This window comes from Pseudomonas sp. WS 5412 (genome assembly GCF_012985615.1).
GTDB lineage: Bacteria > Pseudomonadota > Gammaproteobacteria > Pseudomonadales > Pseudomonadaceae > Aquipseudomonas > Aquipseudomonas shahriarae.
Map to the genome: position 1 here is coordinate 1 of NZ_JAARMB010000009.1, position 19036 is coordinate 19036.

General features: G+C 58.3%; 14 protein-coding genes. 12 read left to right on the top strand and 2 right to left on the bottom strand.

The features are described 5' to 3' along the window. Window positions 1-249: 249 nt before the first annotated feature. A complete protein-coding gene (locus HBR94_RS13540) occupies window positions 250-1803 on the bottom strand; it encodes a glycosyl hydrolase family 17 protein (protein ID WP_057438907.1) in 1554 nt (517 codons plus the stop codon). Window positions 1804-2076: 273 nt separating this feature from the next. Here HBR94_RS13540 and HBR94_RS13545 point away from each other — a divergent pair, with 273 nt between their 5' ends. The 3 genes from HBR94_RS13545 to HBR94_RS13555 all read left to right on the top strand — a co-directional run bounded on the left by HBR94_RS13545 (window position 2077) and on the right by HBR94_RS13555 (window position 5099). Beyond that, window positions 2077-2928 (top strand): glycine betaine ABC transporter substrate-binding protein, encoded by an 852-nt coding sequence (locus HBR94_RS13545; RefSeq protein WP_057438857.1) that lies wholly within the window; start codon window positions 2077-2079, stop codon window positions 2926-2928. Between the two features lie 204 nt (window positions 2929-3132). After that, entirely contained in the window at window positions 3133-3444 is a 312-nt protein-coding gene (locus HBR94_RS13550; RefSeq protein WP_057438858.1) for a DUF485 domain-containing protein, read from the top strand. Further along, window positions 3441-5099, top strand: a complete 1659-nt coding sequence (locus HBR94_RS13555; RefSeq protein WP_057958982.1) for a cation acetate symporter — start codon at window positions 3441-3443, stop codon at window positions 5097-5099. The genes HBR94_RS13550 and HBR94_RS13555 overlap by 4 nt, the downstream gene beginning before the upstream one ends. A gap of 510 nt (window positions 5100-5609) precedes the next feature. On the opposite strand, the gene gltA is transcribed toward HBR94_RS13555, so the two are convergent. Then, window positions 5610-6899 (bottom strand): citrate synthase, encoded by a 1290-nt coding sequence (gene gltA / locus HBR94_RS13560; RefSeq protein WP_003222994.1) that lies wholly within the window; start codon window positions 6897-6899, stop codon window positions 5610-5612. Window positions 6900-7263: 364 nt separating this feature from the next. Here gltA and sdhC point away from each other — a divergent pair, with 364 nt between their 5' ends. From sdhC to sucD, 9 genes are all read left to right on the top strand, one after another. After that, window positions 7264-7638: a succinate dehydrogenase, cytochrome b556 subunit gene (gene sdhC / locus HBR94_RS13565; RefSeq protein ID WP_003172804.1), complete on the top strand. Its 375-nt coding sequence runs from the start codon at window positions 7264-7266 to the stop codon at window positions 7636-7638. Further along, window positions 7632-8000, top strand: a complete 369-nt coding sequence (gene sdhD / locus HBR94_RS13570; RefSeq protein ID WP_029292670.1) for a succinate dehydrogenase, hydrophobic membrane anchor protein — start codon at window positions 7632-7634, stop codon at window positions 7998-8000. Before sdhC ends, sdhD begins: the two co-directional genes overlap by 7 nt. A 3-nt stretch (window positions 8001-8003) precedes the next feature. Beyond that, a complete protein-coding gene (sdhA, locus tag HBR94_RS13575) occupies window positions 8004-9776 on the top strand; it encodes a succinate dehydrogenase flavoprotein subunit (protein ID WP_076963916.1) in 1773 nt (590 codons plus the stop codon). Between the two features lie 11 nt (window positions 9777-9787). After that, window positions 9788-10492: a succinate dehydrogenase iron-sulfur subunit gene (locus HBR94_RS13580; protein WP_057438860.1), complete on the top strand. Its 705-nt coding sequence runs from the start codon at window positions 9788-9790 to the stop codon at window positions 10490-10492. Window positions 10493-10752: 260 nt separating this feature from the next. Next, entirely contained in the window at window positions 10753-13584 is a 2832-nt protein-coding gene (locus tag HBR94_RS13585; protein WP_057438861.1) for a 2-oxoglutarate dehydrogenase E1 component, read from the top strand. Window positions 13585-13628: 44 nt separating this feature from the next. Continuing rightward, window positions 13629-14852 carry a 2-oxoglutarate dehydrogenase complex dihydrolipoyllysine-residue succinyltransferase gene (gene odhB, locus HBR94_RS13590; RefSeq protein ID WP_057438862.1) on the top strand — a complete coding sequence of 408 codons (1224 nt, stop codon included), beginning with the start codon at window positions 13629-13631 and terminating at the stop codon, window positions 14850-14852. A 101-nt stretch (window positions 14853-14953) separates the two neighbouring features. Beyond that, a complete protein-coding gene (lpdA, locus tag HBR94_RS13595) occupies window positions 14954-16390 on the top strand; it encodes a dihydrolipoyl dehydrogenase (protein ID WP_057958985.1) in 1437 nt (478 codons plus the stop codon). Between the two features lie 202 nt (window positions 16391-16592). Beyond that, entirely contained in the window at window positions 16593-17759 is a 1167-nt protein-coding gene (sucC, locus tag HBR94_RS13600; RefSeq protein ID WP_003233235.1) for an ADP-forming succinate--CoA ligase subunit beta, read from the top strand. Next, complete coding sequence (sucD, locus tag HBR94_RS13605; protein ID WP_057438865.1) at window positions 17759-18640, top strand: succinate--CoA ligase subunit alpha; 882 nt, start codon at window positions 17759-17761, stop codon at window positions 18638-18640. The genes sucC and sucD overlap by 1 nt, the downstream gene beginning before the upstream one ends. Window positions 18641-19036: the final 396 nt, after the last annotated feature.

Here is a 19036-nt window from a genome sequence, read left to right on the forward strand (position 1 = left end):
CCCAAATCAATATCGGATGACGGCCAGCGTGGTTTAACGGGGCGCCTCAGATCAAAAGCAAAGCGAGGCGGCCTGACAGCCGACCTGATCGTCGAAGCGTGCGCATATACCTGTGGGAGCTGGCTTGCCTGCGATGGCGCTGTATCAGTCGATAAATGTATTGGCTGATGTACCGCCATCGCAGGCAAGCCAGCTCCCACATTTGAATGTATTCACAAATCAAAATGTGGGAGCGGTGCGATAGCGATCTCAGGGATTGCGCACCCGCAGGCAACGCCACAAGGCTGCAACCATCAACACACTGACCAGCGCCCAACCCAGGGCCTGCTGGTTCATCAAGCCTTCGCGGTACAGCTGCGGTGCAATGCCGGCGCCGATGATGAAGGTCAGCAGGGCCATTTCCCGGCGTGGCCCCCTGACCGGGCGCAGTAGGTAGACCAGCGCCGGCAGCAGCAGGGCGGCAGTGGGGAAGCTGCGGTAGCGTGGGTCGAACACCAGTGCCAGCATCATTACCGCCGTGGCGAACCCTGCGAATGCAATTAACCAGCCAGCGCGCTGCTCCAGCCAGGCGTAGGCCCGTGCGCGCCAACCCTGGCGAGCGCTCAAGGCCAGGGCCCCATGGGCGAGCACCAACAGGTTCAGGGCCAGCAACAGCCCGGCCCAGATCCATTCATCAGTGAAGCGCGCGGTCACTCGGGTCAGTTCGGCCCAGCTGCCAATCGAGCCCGCCGCCACCGCGCCCAGTAATGGCAGCAACAACGCGGCGCGGGTACTGCGCACACGCCCGCCGAGCACCAGGGTGCCCAGTAGGATCAGCCCGCCAACGCCCAGCCACAGCGGCCAGTACGGCACATTGGTGACCGGGCCGGCCAGGATGCCCTTGTCCTGGCGATCGGCATCAAACAGCCCCCAGTAACCGCCGACCGCCCCTTCGCTGGCGCGTTTCCACGGCTGGTCAAAGGCTTCGATCAGGTTGTAATGCCAGCCATTGGCTTCGGCCATGGCGACAAAACCGCGAATGAACTTGGCTTCGTTGACCCGGCTCGGCACTGCGGTTTCCCGCTGGCGGCCTTCGCTGGGCCAGCCGGTTTCGCCAATCATCACGTCCTTGGGGGCGAAGCGGTTGCCGAAGGTCTGGCGAATATCGCCGACATGGCGCAGAGCCTGGTCGATCCCCGCCGGGTCATCTTCCCAATACGGCAACAAGTGAATGGTCAGGAAATCCACCGCCGGGGCAATTTCCGGGTGTTGCAGCCAGAACTCCCAGACATCGGCATAGGTGACCGGCTGCTGGATCTGGCTTTTGACCTTTTCGATCAGCTTCACCAACTGCGTGGCGGTGATTTCCTTGCGCAACAGGGCTTCGTTGCCGACGATCACCGACGTGACCACGTCAGGGTTGGCATTGGCCGAGGCGATCAGCAGGTCGACCTCCTTGGCGTTGTCCACCGGGTTGCTGTTGATCCAGGCACCGATCATCAACTTCAGGCCGTGTTTGCGCGCCAGGTCCGGCAGGGCTTCGAGGCCGGTCATGGAGTAGGTGCGGATGCACTCAAAGCGCGTGGCCAGCAATGCCAGGTCGGCGTCCATGCGCTCGGGGCGCAGTTTGAACGGCTGGTCGAACGGTGACTGGTCCTTGTCGAAGGGCGTGTAGGACGCGCATTGCAACTTGTGGCTGGCGCTGGCGACGTCCGGCAGCACAACTGGCTGGCCGAGGCCATACCAGTAGCCGCCCAGCGCGAACAGGCCGAGCAGCAAGGCAAATACATAAGGCATGAAGGGGAAGCGGGCAGTCGCGGTCATGGTCAGGCCGTGTGGGAACAAAGCCGCGCATCTTACCTGCATTTGCCGGTTTTCAGGGGGACCGCATAATTTTGACATGCAAAGTTCGGGCGGGATTTTGACGCTGCGTCCTAGGAATTTTCCTGCTGGCGTTGTGATGTCGTTTCTTGCTCCGCTGAGGTCGTAGTCAGAGCAGGTCCACAGGTTCAGCAGGTTGATGATCGAACGGCACCACATGACAACAGGTTGACGTCGCTCGGCATCCGTCGGGCGCAGCACTTTCGGGGAAGCACTATGAAGATGCGACGACTCTTGGGCGCAGCTGCCACCTTGGTAGTTGCGATGAGTTCCACACTGGCCAGCGCCGACAGCAAGACCCTGAGCCTCGGTTATGTGGACGGCTGGTCGGACAGTGTCGCCACCACCCACGTGGCGGCTGAAGTGATCAAGCAAAAACTCGGCTATGACGTGAAACTGCAGGCGGTTGCCACCGGGATCATGTGGCAGGGCGTGGCCACTGGCAAACTGGACGCCATGCTTTCGGCCTGGCTGCCGGTCACCCACGGCGAGTATTGGACCAAGAACAAGGACAAAGTGGTCGACTACGGCCCCAACTTCAAGGATGCGAAGATCGGTTTGATCGTGCCGGAGTACGTCAAGGCCAAGTCCATCGAGGACTTGAAGACCGACACCACCTTCAAGAACAAGATCGTTGGCATTGATGCCGGTTCGGGCGTGATGCTCAAGACTGACGAAGCCATCAAGCAATATGGCCTGGACTATAAGCTGCAGGCCAGTTCCGGGGCGGCAATGATCGCTGAGTTGACCCGTGCCGAAGACAAGCAGGATTCCATTGCGGTGACCGGCTGGGTGCCACACTGGATGTTCGCCAAGTGGAAGCTGCGTTTCCTTGACGATCCAAAAGGCATCTATGGCGCCGCCGAGACGGTCAATAGCATCGGCAGCAAGGGCCTGGAAAAGAAAGCCCCGGAAGTCGCGGCGTTCCTGAAGAAATTCCAGTGGGCCTCCAAGGATGAAATCGGCGAAGTAATGCTCGCTATCCAGGAAGGTGCCAAGCCAGATGCGGCGGCCAAGGATTGGGTGGCCAAGCACCCTGAGCGTGTGGCTGAGTGGACCGCTCCTTGACCCCCTGAAAAGTATTGGTGGTGTGCCTTGTGTGGGAGCGGGCAAGCCCGCTCTCACATAAGCTCACTCCCGCAATTGTTTCTGTCACCTCCCAAACCCTCGCTACACTGGTTCTAAGACTAAGGTCGTCTGGAACCTCTCCCGCAGCCGCATACAGTGGATATGTTCCAATAATAAAAAAGCTGTGCTGCGAGGATAAAAACAATGAACGACAGCATTTACCTCTCGATTCAAAACAGCCCGCGCTTCAAGGAGCTGGTGAGAAAAAGGGAAAGGTTCGCCTGGATTCTCTCGGCGATCATGCTCGGGCTGTATTCCGGATTCATCCTGTTGATTGCTTATGGGCCACAAGTCTTGGGGGCCAAGATCAGCCCTGAGTCGTCCATCACCTGGGGGATCCCGATTGGGGTTGGGCTGATTGTCTCGGCCTTTGTGCTCACAGGCATCTACGTGCGACGCGCCAATGGCGAATTCGACGACCTGAACAATGCGATTCTCAAGGAGGCTGCGCAATGATCCGTCGTCTATTGGCTGTATTCGGCGCTTCGCTTTTTGCTCCTGCCGTTTGGGCGGCGGACGCATTGACCGGTGAAGTGCACAAGCAACCGTTGAACGTTGCGGCGATCCTGATGTTTGTCGCCTTTGTCGGCGCAACATTGTGCATCACCTACTGGGCGTCCAAGCGTAACAACTCGGCGGCTGACTACTATGCCGCTGGCGGCAAGATCACCGGTTTCCAGAACGGCCTGGCGATTGCCGGCGACTACATGTCGGCGGCGTCCTTCCTGGGGATTTCCGCACTGGTGTTCACCTCTGGCTACGATGGCCTGATCTACTCGATCGGCTTCCTGGTGGGCTGGCCGATCATTCTGTTCCTGATCGCCGAGCGCCTGCGTAACCTGGGCAAGTACACGTTTGCCGACGTAGCGTCCTATCGCCTCGGGCAAACCCAGATCCGCAGCCTGTCGGCTTGTGGTTCGCTGGTGGTGGTGGCGTTCTACCTGATTGCGCAGATGGTCGGCGCCGGCAAGCTGATCCAGTTGCTGTTCGGCCTTGATTACCATGTTGCGGTGATCCTGGTGGGTATCCTGATGTGCCTCTATGTGTTGTTCGGCGGCATGCTGGCGACCACCTGGGTACAGATCATCAAGGCAGTGCTGCTGCTGTCCGGTGCTTCGTTCATGGCACTGATGGTGATGAAGCACGTCAACTTCGACTTCAACCTGCTGTTCTCCGAGGCGATCAAGGTTCACCCTAAAGGTGAGGCGATCATGAGCCCTGGCGGCCTGGTAAAAGACCCGATCTCGGCGTTCTCCCTGGGCCTGGCCCTGATGTTCGGTACAGCTGGCCTGCCACACATCCTGATGCGCTTCTTCACCGTGAGTGACGCTAAAGAAGCCCGCAAGAGCGTGCTGTATGCCACTGGCTTTATCGGCTACTTCTACATCCTGACCTTTATCATCGGCTTCGGCGCGATTCTGCTGGTCAGCACCAACCCGGCGTTCAAGGATGCAGCAGGCGCTCTGTTGGGTGGTAACAACATGGCGGCGGTGCACCTGGCCAACGCGGTGGGCGGCAGTATCTTCCTGGGCTTCATCTCGGCCGTGGCGTTTGCCACCATCCTCGCGGTGGTTGCCGGTTTGACCCTGGCCGGTGCTTCGGCGGTGTCCCATGACCTGTATGCCAGCGTGATCAAGAAAGGCAAGGCCAACGAGAAGGATGAGATTCGCGTGTCGAAGATCACCACCATCGCCCTGGCAGTGCTGGCGATTGGTCTGGGTATCCTGTTTGAAAGCCAGAACATCGCGTTCATGGTCGGCCTGGCGTTCTCCATTGCCGCCAGCTGTAACTTCCCGGTGCTGCTGCTTTCCATGTACTGGAAAAACCTCACCACCCGTGGCGCGATGATTGGTGGCTGGCTGGGTCTGGTCAGTGCGGTTGGCCTGATGGTCCTGGGCCCGACCATCTGGGTCTCGATCCTGCACCATGAAAAAGCAATCTTCCCGTACGAGTACCCGGCGCTGTTCTCGATGATCATCGCGTTCGTGGGTATCTGGTTCTTCTCCATCACCGACAAGTCGGCGGCGGCAGTGAAAGAACGGGCGCTGTACTTCCCGCAGTTTGTGCGTTCGCAGACTGGCCTGGGGGCGAGCGGGGCGGTCAACCACTAAGGTTGTAGCTCAATAAGAAATGCCCCGGTCGAAAGGCCGGGGTATTTTTTTGGCTGGATGATTTGTAGTGTTTGGGTCGGCCTCATCGCGGGCAAGCCCGGCTCCCACAGTTGAATGATGTGCGCCCGGGCGATGCGGTCAGCTATGGGAGTACCCGGCGCTGTTCTGGATGATCACTGGCTCTTCTCCATCACCCATAAATCGGTGGCGGCAGTGAAAGCGCTTCCCGCAGTTTGTGCGCTCGCAGACTGGCCTGGGGCGAGCGGGGCGGTCAACCGCTTAGGTTGTAGCTCAGTAAGAAATGCCCTGGTCGAAAGGCCGGTTTTTTTTGCCTGGGGTTCTGTGTTGCCTGCGCTATTGCCTTCGCGAGCAAGCCCACAGTTGACCGCGTTCATCCTTTGAAATGCGGTCAACTGTGGGTTTGCTCGCGAAAGCGGTATGTCAGGCAGCACAAACAAAACGGCCTCCACTAAGGGAGGCCGTTCTCAATGCAGCTAAGCAGTTGAATGCTTACTTGCGGTCTTCCAGCTTGGTAATGTCACGCGACTCGTAGCCGGTGTACAGCTGGCGCGGGCGGCCAATCTTGTACGGGCTGGAGAGCATTTCTTTCCAGTGGGAGATCCAGCCCACGGTCCGCGCCAGGGCGAAGATCACGGTGAACATGCTGGTTGGAATGCCGATCGCCTTGAGGATGATCCCCGAGTAGAAGTCGACGTTCGGGTACAGCGAGCGTTCGATGAAGTACGGGTCGGTCAGCGCGATCTCTTCCAGGCGCATGGCCAGTTCGAGTTGCGGATCGTTGTTGATGCCCAGTTCCTTCAACACTTCGTCGCAGGTCTGCTTCATGACGGTGGCGCGCGGGTCGCGGTTCTTGTAGACCCGGTGACCGAAGCCCATCAGCTTGAACGGATCGTTCTTGTCCTTGGCCTTGGCGATGAACTTGTCGATGTTGGACACATCGCCGATTTCATCGAGCATGGTCAATACGGCTTCGTTTGCACCGCCGTGGGCAGGGCCCCACAGTGCAGCGATGCCCGCGGCGATACAGGCGAACGGATTGGCACCCGAGGAGCCCGCCAGGCGCACGGTGGACGTCGAGGCGTTCTGTTCGTGGTCGGCATGGAGGATGAAGATCCGGTCCATGGCCTTGGCCAGCACCGGGCTGATCGGTTTGATCTCGCACGGGGTGTTGAACATCATGTGCAGGAAGTTTTCCGCGTACGTCAGGTCGTTGCGCGGGTACATCATGGGCTGGCCCATGGAGTACTTGTAAACCATTGCGGCCAGGGTGGGCATCTTGGCAACCAGACGGATCGCGGAGATTTCGCGATGCTGCGGGTTATTGATGTCCAGGGAGTCGTGGTAGAAGGCCGACAGGGCGCCGACTACACCGCACATGACGGCCATTGGGTGGGCGTCGCGACGGAAGCCGTTGAAGAAGGTCTTCAACTGCTCGTGAACCATGGTGTGGTTCTTCACGGTGCTGACAAACTGGGCCTTTTGCTCGGCTGTTGGCAATTCGCCATTTAGCAGCAGGTAGCAGGTTTCCAGGTAGTCCGATTTCTCGGCCAGTTGTTCGATCGGGTAGCCGCGATGTAGCAGAATGCCATTATCGCCGTCGATATAGGTAATCTTCGACTCGCAAGAAGCGGTCGACATGAAGCCTGGGTCGAAAGTGAAACGGCCCGTGGCCGTCAGGCCCCGTACGTCGATAACATCGGGACCAACGGTGCCGGTTAAAATGGGCAGCTCGACGGGGGCTGCGCCCTCGATGATCAACTGCGCTTTTTTGTCAGCCATGTGGCCTCCTATTTATGCTTCAAATCATCAGACAGACCCCCCACGCAGGGCCCGCACCACTATATTGATATAAATCCAGATGTCAATTTGCCTAAAGTCTTGCTCCAGAAGGCTTTAACCGTACTTTTTCCTCGAAATTGCCTGCCGTTTACGCCTTTTATCCCGTCAGCGCAATCAGCTATTAGGGTGAGGAGTGCGCGTTGTCATTAGTAGCCTAACTGTCTATACTCGGCCACCGACCGCCAAGGGCTTTTGGGCTTGCTTTCATTGGGGGTCGCACTCCCTGGGTGGTGCTTACCTGACCAGTGCACTCCCCAACAACTTTGCCCTGATTGTTAGGGGCTCTTCAGTGTGAAAAAAAGCCGTGAATAGCCAACGACCTGTAAACCTAGACCTAAGGACCATCAAACTCCCCATCACCGGCGTTACGTCGTTCCTGCACCGTGTTTCCGGCATCATCCTGTTCCTGGGCTTGGGCATCATGCTTTATGCATTGAGCAAATCCCTGGGTTCCGAGGAAGGATACGCCGAGGTGAAGGCATGCTTGACCAGCCCGCTGGCCAAGTTCGTAGCATGGGGCCTCCTGTCCGCTCTGCTGTATCACCTGGTAGCCGGTGTGCGCCACTTGATCATGGATATGGGCATCGGTGAGACGCTGGAAGGCGGCCGCCTGGGCTCGAAAATCATCATCGCCATTTCCGTGGTGCTGATCGTTCTGGCAGGAGTTTGGATATGGTAACCAGCGTTACGAACCTATCGCGTTCAGGCCTCTATGACTGGATGGCGCAGCGTGTGTCTGCGGTCGTTCTCGCGGCTTATTTCATTTTCCTGATCGGGTACCTCGTTGCAAACCCTGGCATTGGCTACGCCCAATGGCACGGTCTGTTCTCCCACAACGGGATGCGTATCTTCAGTCTGCTCGCCCTTGTGGCCCTGGGCGCTCACGCCTGGGTCGGCATGTGGACCATCGCGACCGACTACCTGACGCCGATGGCGCTGGGCAAGTCCGCGACTGCAGTACGTTTCCTTTTCCAGGCAGTATGCGGCGTCGCAATGTTCGCTTACTTCGTCTGGGGTGTGCAGATTCTCTGGGGTATCTGATTCATGGCTAACATTCCAACGATTTCTTTTGACGCCATCATTATTGGTGGCGGCGGCGCCGGCATGCGCGCTGCACTGCAGCTGGCCCAGGGCGGTCACAAGACTGCCGTGATCACCAAGGTGTTCCCGACCCGTTCCCACACCGTATCGGCCCAGGGTGGCATCACCTGCGCCATCGCTTCTGCGGATCCGAACGATGACTGGCGCTGGCACATGTACGATACCGTCAAGGGTTCCGACTATATCGGCGACCAGGACGCTATCGAGTACATGTGTCAGGAAGGCCCGGCTGCGGTGTTCGAGCTGGACCACATGGGTCTGCCGTTCTCCCGTACCGAACAGGGTCGTATCTACCAGCGTCCATTCGGCGGCCAGTCGAAGGATTACGGTAAAGGCGGCCAGGCTGCCCGTACCTGCGCGGCATCCGACCGTACCGGTCACGCACTGCTGCACACTCTTTATCAGGGCAACCTGAAAGCCGGCACCACGTTCCTGAACGAGTACTACGCGGTTGACCTGGTGAAGAACCAGGACGGCGCATTCGTCGGCGTGATCGCTATCTGCATCGAAACCGGTGAAACCACCTACATCCGCGCCAAGGCTACCGTGCTGGCGACGGGCGGTGCAGGTCGTATCTACGCTTCGACCACCAACGCCCTGATCAACACCGGTGACGGCGTTGGCATGGCCCTGCGTGCAGGCGTGCCGGTACAAGACATCGAAATGTGGCAGTTCCACCCAACCGGCATCGCCGGCGCCGGTGTACTGGTTACAGAAGGTTGCCGTGGTGAAGGCGGTTACCTGATCAACAAGCACGGCGAGCGTTTCATGGAGCGTTATGCTCCGAACGCCAAGGACCTTGCCGGTCGTGACGTGGTTGCCCGTTCGATGGTTAAAGAAATCATCGCCGGCAACGGTTGCGGCCCGAACGGCGACCACGTGATGCTGAAGCTCGATCACCTGGGCGAAGAAGTGCTGCACAGCCGCCTGCCAGGTATCTGCGAACTGTCCAAGACCTTCGCACACGTTGACCCGGTGGTTGCTCCAGTACCAGTAGTTCCAACTTGCCACTATATGATGGGCGGCGTGCCGACCAACATTCATGGCCAGGCGATCACCCAGAACGCCGAAGGCGTGGACGAGATCATTCATGGTCTGTTCGCGGTAGGCGAAGTGGCTTGCGTATCGGTTCACGGTGCCAACCGTCTGGGCGGCAACTCGCTGCTCGACCTGGTGGTATTCGGCCGCGCTGCCGGCCTGCACCTGGAAAAAGCCCTGACCGACGGCATCGAATACGATGACGCGACCGACGCCAACATCGAGGCTGCCCTGGCACGCCTGAATGCTCTGAACGAGCGTACTGATGGCGAAGACGTAGCAACCCTGCGTCGCGAGCTGCAAAGCTGCATGCAGAACTACTTCGGTGTATTCCGTACTGGCGAATACATGCAGAAGGGTATTGCCCAGCTGGCAGACCTGCGCAAGCGGATTGCCAACGTCAAGATCAACGATAAGAGCCAGGCGTTCAACACCGCTCGTATCGAAGCCCTTGAACTGCAAAACCTGCTGGAAGTGGCTGAAGCGACTGCGATTGCCGCCGAGGTTCGTAAAGAATCCCGTGGTGCTCACGCTCGTGAAGACTTTGAAGATCGCGATGACGAAAACTGGTTGTGCCACACCCTGTACTTCCCGGGTGACAAGCGCGTAACCAAGCGTGCCGTGAACTTCTCGCCGAAGACGGTTCCGACGTTTGAACCGAAAATTCGGACTTACTAAGGGTGGCTGCCATGTTGAAAGTCAGTGTTTATCGCTACAACCCTGATCAGGACGCTGCGCCGTTCATGCAGGAATTTGAGGTCGATACCGGTGGTAAAGACCTGATGGTGCTGGATGTGCTGGCCCTGATCAAAGAGCAGGACGAGGGTTTCTCCTATCGTCGCTCTTGCCGTGAAGGTGTCTGCGGCTCCGACGGCATGAACATCAACGGCAAAAACGGCCTGGCTTGCGTCACGCCGCTGTCGGCCGTGGTCAAGAAGAACAAGCTTGTTGTACGTCCACTGCCAGGTTTGCCGGTTATCCGTGACCTGGTCGTCGATATGAGCATCTTCTACAAGCAATACGAAAAGGTTAAGCCATTCCTGCAGAACGACACGCCGGCTCCGGCCATCGAGCGTCTGCAGTCCCCGGAAGAGCGCGAAAAGCTCGACGGTCTGTACGAGTGCATCCTGTGCGCTTGCTGCTCGACCTCTTGCCCGTCCTTCTGGTGGAACCCGGACAAGTTCCTGGGTCCAGCTGCACTGCTGCAAGCCTATCGCTTCCTGGCAGACAGCCGTGACACCAAGACGGCCGAGCGTCTGGCTTCACTGGATGACCCGTTCAGCGTATTCCGCTGCCGCGGGATCATGAACTGCGTCAACGTATGTCCCAAAGGCCTGAACCCGACTAAGGCCATTGGTCACATCCGTAACATGCTGCTGCAAAGCGGCGTGTAAGACGTTGTAGTAAAAGCAGGACCGTTGTGCCCGTAAATGCTACGGCGCAGGCTTCAACCGGCGCCGTAGTTTTAACTTGAGCAGCGACTTACAAAGCCGCGGCTCTTATTTTGAAGAAATGAGACAAGCAGGGGCATTCGGGTTGGTACCCGAACTATCAGCGTGATCCTAAGTGGCTTGTTTTGGTCGCTGCACTTGGCCTTTTGCAAGCAAACTCGGTGTTTTCGCCGGTGGTGTCCCCAAATCGAGGGTGACCAAGCATGCAAGAAAGCGTGATGCAGCGCATGTGGAACAGCGGCTATCTTTCAGGTGGTAACGCTGCCTATGTGGAAGAGCTTTATGAGCTCTACCTGCACGACCCTAACGCTGTGCCAGAAGAATGGCGCACCAAATTTCAGACGTTGTCTTCAGACGGCAACGCTGCCACCGATGTATCGCATGCAACAATTCGCGATCAATTTGTGCTGCTGGCAAAGAACCAGCGCCGCGCCCAGCCGGTTTCCGCCGGAAGCGTGAGCAGTGAGCACGAGAAGAAGCAAGTTGAAGTACTGCGACTGATCCAGGCCTACCGTATGCGTGGCCACCAGGCAGCCCAGCTTGATCCGCTGGGGCTGTGGCAGCGTCCTGCACCTGCGGACCTGTCGATCAATCACTACGGCTTGACCAATGCCGATCTTGATACGACCTTCCGTGCCGGCGACCTGTTCATCGGCAAAGAGGAAGCGAGCCTACGCGAAATTCACGAAGCGTTGCAGCAGACATATTGCCGCACCATCGGCGCTGAATTTACGCACATCACCGATTCCGAGCAGCGCCACTGGTTCCAGCATCGCCTGGAAGGCGTGCGTGGCCGTCCGGTGCTGTCCGCCGATGTGCGCAGCCACCTGCTTGAGCGCGTCACCGCTGCCGAAGGCCTTGAAAAATACCTGGGCACCAAATACCCAGGCACCAAGCGTTTCGGCCTGGAAGGCGGCGAGAGCCTGATTCCGATGCTTGACGAGATGATCCAGCGTTCCGGTTCCTACGGCACCAAGGAAATCGTGATCGGCATGGCTCACCGTGGTCGCCTGAACGTGTTGGTCAACACCTTCGGCAAGAACCCGCGCGAGCTGTTCGACGAGTTCGAAGGCAAGAAGAAGGTCGAGCTGGGTTCCGGTGACGTTAAATACCACCAGGGCTTCTCGTCCAACGTGATGACCACCGGCGGTGAAGTTCACCTGGCCATGGCGTTCAACCCGTCCCACCTGGAAATCGTTTCTCCAGTGGTCGAGGGTTCGGTGCGTGCTCGTCAGGATCGTCGCAACGACTCCACCGGTGAGAAGGTTCTGCCGATTTCCATCCACGGTGACGCGGCATTCGCCGGTCAAGGCGTGGTCCTGGAAACGTTCCAGATGTCGCAGACTCGCGGCTTCAAGACCGGTGGCACGGTTCACATCGTTATCAACAACCAGGTTGGTTTCACCATCAGCAACCCGCTGGACGCACGCTCTACCGAGTACGCGACCGACGTTGCCAAGATGATCCAGGCGCCGATCCTCCATGTGAATGGGGATGATCCGGAAGCCGTATTGTTCGTGACCCAACTGGCCATTGACTACCGCATGCAGTTCAAGCGTGACGTGGTCATCGACCTGGTTTGCTACCGCCGTCGCGGTCACAACGAAGCGGATGAGCCTAGCGGCACCCAACCGTTGATGTACCAGCAGATCACCAAGCAGCGCACCACCCGTGAGCTGTACGCCGAAAGCCTGACCAAGGCCGGTGTATTGGATGACGCGCGTGTTCAGGCGAAAATCGACGAATACCGCAACGCCCTGGACAATGGTCTGCATGTAGTAAAAAGCCTGGTCAAAGAGCCGAACAAAGAGCTGTTCGTGGACTGGCGTCCGTACCTGGGCCACGCCTGGACTGCACGTCATGACACTTCGTTCGATCTGAAAACCCTGCAGGAACTGTCTGCCAAGCTGCTGGAAATTCCAGACGGCTTCGTCGTACAGCGCCAGGTTGCGAAGATCTACGAAGACCGTCAGAAGATGCAAGCCGGCGGCCTGCCGATCAACTGGGGTTACGCTGAAACCATGGCGTACGCGACCCTGGCGTTCGAAGGTCACCCGATCCGCATGACCGGCCAGGACATCGGCCGCGGTACGTTCTCGCACCGTCACGCGGTATTGCACAACCAGAAAGACGCGGGCACCTACATCCCGTTGCAGAACCTGTATGAAGGCCAGCCACGTTTCGACCTGTACGATTCGTTCCTGTCCGAGGAAGCCGTTCTGGCGTTCGAATACGGTTACTCGACCACCACGCCAAACGCGCTGGTGATCTGGGAAGCCCAGTTCGGCGACTTCGCCAACGGTGCCCAGGTGGTTATCGACCAGTTCATCACCAGCGGCGAGCACAAGTGGGGCCGTCTGTGCGGTCTGACCATGTTGCTGCCACACGGTTATGAAGGTCAGGGTCCGGAGCACTCCTCGGCCCGTCTGGAGCGTTACCTGCAATTGTGCGCTGAGCACAACATCCAGGTGTGCGTGCCGACTACCCCGGCCCAGATCTACCACTTGCTGCGTCGCCAGGTGATCCGCCCGCTGCGCAAGCCGCTGGTAGTGCTGACTCCGAAATCGCTGTTGCGTCACAAATTGGCCATCTCGACCCTGGAAGATCTGGCCGACGGTTCGTTCCAGACCGTTATTTCGGAAATCGACACCCTGGACGCAGCCAAGGTCACTCGCTTGATCCTGTGCAGCGGCAAGGTTTACTACGACTTGCTGGAAAAACGTCGTGCCGAAGGCCGCGAAGACATCGCCATCGTGCGTATCGAGCAGCTTTACCCGTTCCCGGAAGACGACCTGATGGAGGCCATCGCGCCTTACACCAACCTCACCCACGTGGTGTGGTGTCAGGAAGAACCGATGAACCAGGGCGCGTGGTACAGCAGCCAGCATCATCTGCGTCGCAGCATCGGTAACCACAACAAGGCCCTGAGCCTGGAGTATGCCGGCCGTGATGCTTCTGCTGCACCTGCGTGTGGTTATGCGTCGATGCACGCCGAGCAGCAGGAAAAACTGCTGCAAGATGCTTTCACTGTTTAACGCCTTCGCGCTGACTGAAACCGAATTTTAAGGACCCACAGATAATGGCTATCGAAATCAAAGCCCCGTCATTCCCGGAATCGGTTGCCGATGGCACCGTTGCCACCTGGCACAAGAAACCAGGCGAGGCCGTCAAGCGTGACGACCTGATCGTCGACATCGAGACCGACAAGGTTGTTCTGGAAGTGTTGGCCGAAGCCGACGGCGTCCTGGGCGCCATCGTTGCCGAAGAAGGCGCTACCGTCCTGTCCAACCAGGTACTGGGTTCGATCGAAGAGGGCAGTGCTGCTGCCGCTGCTCCAGCCGCCGCTGCTGCTCCGGCTGCCGCACCTGCTGCTGCCGCTCCGGCTGCGGGTGGTGAAGATCCAATCGCTGCACCGGCTGCGCGTCAGCTGGCTGAAGAAAACGGCATCAACCTGGCTTCCATCAAAGGCACCGGCAAAGACGGCCGTGTGACCAAGGAAGATGTGGTTGCTGCTGTCGAAGCCAAGAAAAACGCTCCGGCTGCCGCACCTGCCAAGGCTGCTGCTCCAGCTGCCGCTGCGCCTGTATTCGCTGCTGGCGACCGCACCGAGAAGCGCGTACCGATGACTCGCGTACGTGCCACCGTGGCCAAGCGCCTGGTTGAAGCACAGTCGAACATGGCCATGCTGACCACGTTCAACGAAGTCGACATGACTGAAGTCATGGCCCTGCGTTCGAAGTACAAGGACCTGTTCGAGAAGTCCCACAATGGCGTGCGCCTGGGCTTCATGTCGTTCTTCGTGAAAGCGGCCACCGAAGCCCTGAAGCGCTTCCCGGCAGTCAACGCTTCCATCGACGGCGGCGACATCGTCTACCACGGCTATGCTGACATCGGCGTTGCCGTGTCCAGCGACCGTGGCCTGGTAGTACCGGTCCTGCGTAACGCCGAACTGATGAGCCTGGCTGAAATCGAAGGCGGCATCGCCGGCTTCGGCAAGAAAGCCCGTGACGGCAAGCTGACCATCGACGAGATGACCGGCGGTACCTTCACCATCACCAACGGTGGTACCTTCGGTTCGATGATGTCGACCCCGATCGTCAACCCGCCACAAGCTGCGATCCTGGGCATGCACAACATCATCCAGCGTCCGATGGCCATCAACGGCCAGGTCGTGATCCGTCCGATGATGTACCTGGCACTGTCCTACGATCACCGCCTGATCGACGGTAAAGAAGCCGTGACGTTCCTGGTGACCATCAAGAATCTGCTGGAAGACCCGGCTCGCTTGCTCCTGGATATCTGATAGAAGCAGCTTCGGGTTGCGAGCTGCAAGCTGCCGGAATGAGCAGCTTGGCTCGCAACTTGAGGCTTGAAGCTTGTCGCTAAAATAGAGGATCTATTTTCATGTCTCAGAAATTTGACGTTGTAGTGATTGGTGCGGGCCCTGGCGGCTACGTGGCCGCCATCAAGGCCGCTCAACTGGGCCTCTCGACTGCTTGCATCGAAAAATACACCGACAAGGAAGGCAAACTGGCCCTGGGCGGTACCTGCCTGAACGTCGGTTGCATTCCTTCCAAGGCGCTGCTGGACAGCTCCTGGAAATTCCACGAAGCCCAGGACGGTTTTGCCATCCACGGCATCAACCACGCTGGCGTGACCATGGACGTGCCAGCAATGGTCGGCCGCAAGGCCAACATCGTTAAAGGCCTGACCTCTGGCGTTGCTACCCTGTTCAAGGCCAATGGCGTCACTTCCCTGCAAGGTCACGGCAAACTGCTGGCCGGCAAGAAAGTTGAAATCACCAAGCCAGACGGTTCGACTGAAATCATCGAAGCCGAAAACGTGATCCTGGCTCCAGGTTCGCGTCCAATCGACATTCCGCCTGCTCCTGTTGATCAGAACGTGATCGTCGATTCGACCGGCGCCCTGGAATTCCAAGCGGTACCAAAACGCCTGGGCGTGATCGGCGCCGGCGTGATCGGCCTGGAACTGGGTTCGGTGTGGTCCCGTCTGGGTTCGCAAGTGACCGTGCTGGAAGCCCTGGACACGTTCCTGCTGGCTGCCGACACCGCAGTGTCCAAAGAAGCGCTGAAAACCCTGACCAAACAAGGTCTGGACATCAAGCTGGGCGCTCGCGTGACCGGTTCGAAAGTCAACGGCGAAGAAGTTGTCGTGACCTACACCGACAAGGATGGCGAACAGACCATCACTTTCGACAAGCTGATCGTTGCCGTTGGTCGCCGTCCAGTGACCACTGATCTGCTGGCAGCTGACAGCGGCGTGACCATCGACGAGCGTGGCTTTGTCCATGTTGACGATCACTGCGCTACCACCGTACCTGGCGTCTACGCCATCGGCGACGTGGTTCGCGGCATGATGCTCGCGCACAAGGCTTCTGAAGAAGGCATCATGGTGGTTGAGCGCATCAAGGGTCACAAGACCCAGATGAACTACGACCTGATCCCTTCGGTCATCTACACCCACCCGGAAATTGCATGGGTTGGTAAGAACGAACAGCAGTTGAAAGCTGAAGGCGTTGAAGTTAACGTCGGCACCTTCCCGTTTGCCGCTTCTGGCCGTGCCATGGCAGCGAACGACACTGGCGGCTTTGTCAAAGTCATCGCTGATGCCAAGACTGACCGCGTACTGGGTGTCCACGTGATTGGCCCAGGCGCAGCAGAGCTGGTTCAGCAGGGCGCTATCGGTATGGAATTCGGCACCAGCGCCGAAGACATCGGCATGATGGTTTTCTCCCATCCGACCCTGTCTGAAGCGTTGCACGAAGCCGCGTTGGCAGTGAATGGCCATGCCATCCACATTGCCAACAAGAAGAAGCGCTAAGCAAGATAATAAGAAACCACGGCGGTTGCCCGTCGTGAGCCTTGCGCGCAAGACTCACCGCGGAATATCCGCTGGACGCAGTCTTGCGCAGCTTTGCCGGCCTTAGGGCGGTGGAGCTGGGCAAGCAGCAGTCACAGGTGGCGCGGCACTCATAATGAGCGCAGCGCCGAATGCGCAGTACCTAACGAAGACGGTAAAAAGCATGAATCTTCACGAGTATCAGGGTAAGCAGCTGTTCGCTGAGTACGGCCTGCCAGTTTCCAAGGGCTACGCAGTAGACACCCCGGAAGCAGCAGCAGAAGCTTGCGACAAAATCGGCGGTACTGAATGGGTTGTCAAAGCCCAGGTCCACGCTGGTGGTCGCGGTAAAGCGGGCGGCGTTAAGCTGGTTCGCAGCAAAGAAGACGCCAAGGCCTTCGCACAGCAGTGGCTGGGCAAGCGTCTGGTGACTTACCAGACTGACGCCAATGGCCAGCCAGTCACCAAGATCCTGGTTGAATCGTGCACTGATATCGCTAAAGAGCTGTACCTGGGCGCTGTCGTTGACCGTTCGAGCCGTCGCATCGTGTTCATGGCTTCCACCGAAGGTGGCGTGGACATTGAGAAGATCGCTCACGAAACCCCAGAAAAAATTCTGAAAGCCACTATCGATCCACTGGTTGGCGCTCAGCCATTCCAGGGTCGCGAGCTGGCTTTCCAGCTGGGTCTGGAAGGCAAGCAAGTTGCCCAGTTCGCCAAGATCTTCGTAGGTCTGGCCAAACTGTTCCAGGATCACGATCTGGCCCTGCTGGAAGTGAACCCGCTGGTGATCAAGGCTGACGGCGATCTGCATTGCCTCGACGCCAAGATCAACATCGACGCCAACGCCATGTACCGTCAGCCTAAGCTGAAGACTTTCCACGATCCGTCGCAAGACGATCCGCGCGAAGCGCACGCTGCCAAGTTCGAACTGAACTACGTAGCCCTGGAAGGCAACATCGGTTGCATGGTCAACGGTGCTGGCCTGGCCATGGGTACCATGGACATCGTCAACCTGCATGGCGGCAAACCAGCCAACTTCCTCGACGTAGGCGGCGGTGCTACCAAAGAACGCGTTACCGAAGCATTCAAGATCATCCTGTCCGACTCCAACGTCGCTGCAGTACTGGTCAACATCTTCGGCGGCATCGTTCGTTGCGACATGATTGCCGAAGGCATCATCGGTGCAGTGAAAGAAGTCGGCGTGAAAATCCCGGTTGTTGTACGCCTTGAAGGTAACAACGCTGAACTGGGCGCTAAAGTACTGGCAGAAAGCGGTTTGAACATCATCGCTGCAACCAGCCTGACCGACGCTGCTCAACAAGTTGTCAAAGCTGCGGAGGGCAAATAATGAGCGTCCTGATCAATAAAGACACCAAAGTTATCTGCCAGGGTATTACCGGTTCGCAAGGTAGCTTCCACACCCAGCAAGCCCTCGAATACGGCACCAAGATGGTTGGTGGCGTAACTCCGGGCAAAGGCGGCACCGAGCACCTGGGCCTGCCAGTGTTCAACACCGTGAAAGAAGCTGTAGCTCAAACTGGCGCCACCGCCAGCGTGATCTACGTTCCAGCTCCTTTCTGCAAAGACTCCATCCTGGAAGCGGCATTCGGCGGCATCAAGCTGATCGTTTGCATCACCGAAGGCATTCCTACCCTGGACATGCTGGACGCTAAAGTTAAGTGCGACGAGCTGGGTGTTACCCTGATCGGCCCTAACTGCCCAGGCGTGATCACTCCAGGCGAATGCAAGATCGGCATCATGCCAGGTCACATTCACTTGCCAGGCAAAGTCGGTATCGTTTCCCGTTCCGGCACCCTGACCTACGAAGCTGTGAAGCAGACCACTGACGCCGGTTTCGGTCAGTCGACTTGCGTCGGCATCGGCGGTGACCCGATCCCAGGCTCGAACTTCATCGACATCCTGAAACTGTTCCAGGAAGACCCGAAGACCGAAGCGATCGTGATGATCGGTGAGATCGGCGGTTCGGCTGAAGAAGAAGCGGCTGCCTACATCAAGGCACACGTGACCAAGCCAGTTGTTTCCTACATCGCTGGTGTGACTGCCCCTGCGGGCAAGCGCATGGGCCATGCTGGCGCAATCATCTCTGGCGGCAAGGGTACTGCAGACGAGAAGTTTGCTGCCCTGGAAGACGCAGGCGTGAAAACCGTGCGTTCGCTGGCAGACATCGGCAAGGCTTTGTCCGAGCTGACTGGCTGGGCGATCAAGTAAGCCTCGCGCTTAACTGACGCTTCACCACACAAAGGCCACCTTCGGGTGGCCTTTGTGCATTCTGCCATCCACTGTGGGAGCTGGCGTGCCTGCGATTGCATCACCTTGGCTTGCCTGTATCACCGCGCCGCTTGCATCGCAGGCAAGCCAGCTCCCACAGTGGACAGCATTGCGAAATTAAGTATGAAAACGCGACATCAAAGTGTCGCTTATCGGACAGTCCGCCCCGCAACAGTGCGTTTGTCAGACAAATTCGGTACTCTTGCCGCCTCTTTATGCGCCTGCATCCCAAAAGGAAGCCGCGTGCTAGACCGGTCGGTCCCCATAAGGGCCGGCAGTATTTCCCTCATCCATAGGGAATCCCCCTCTAAATTCCGATTCAGTAGTGTGGTATTT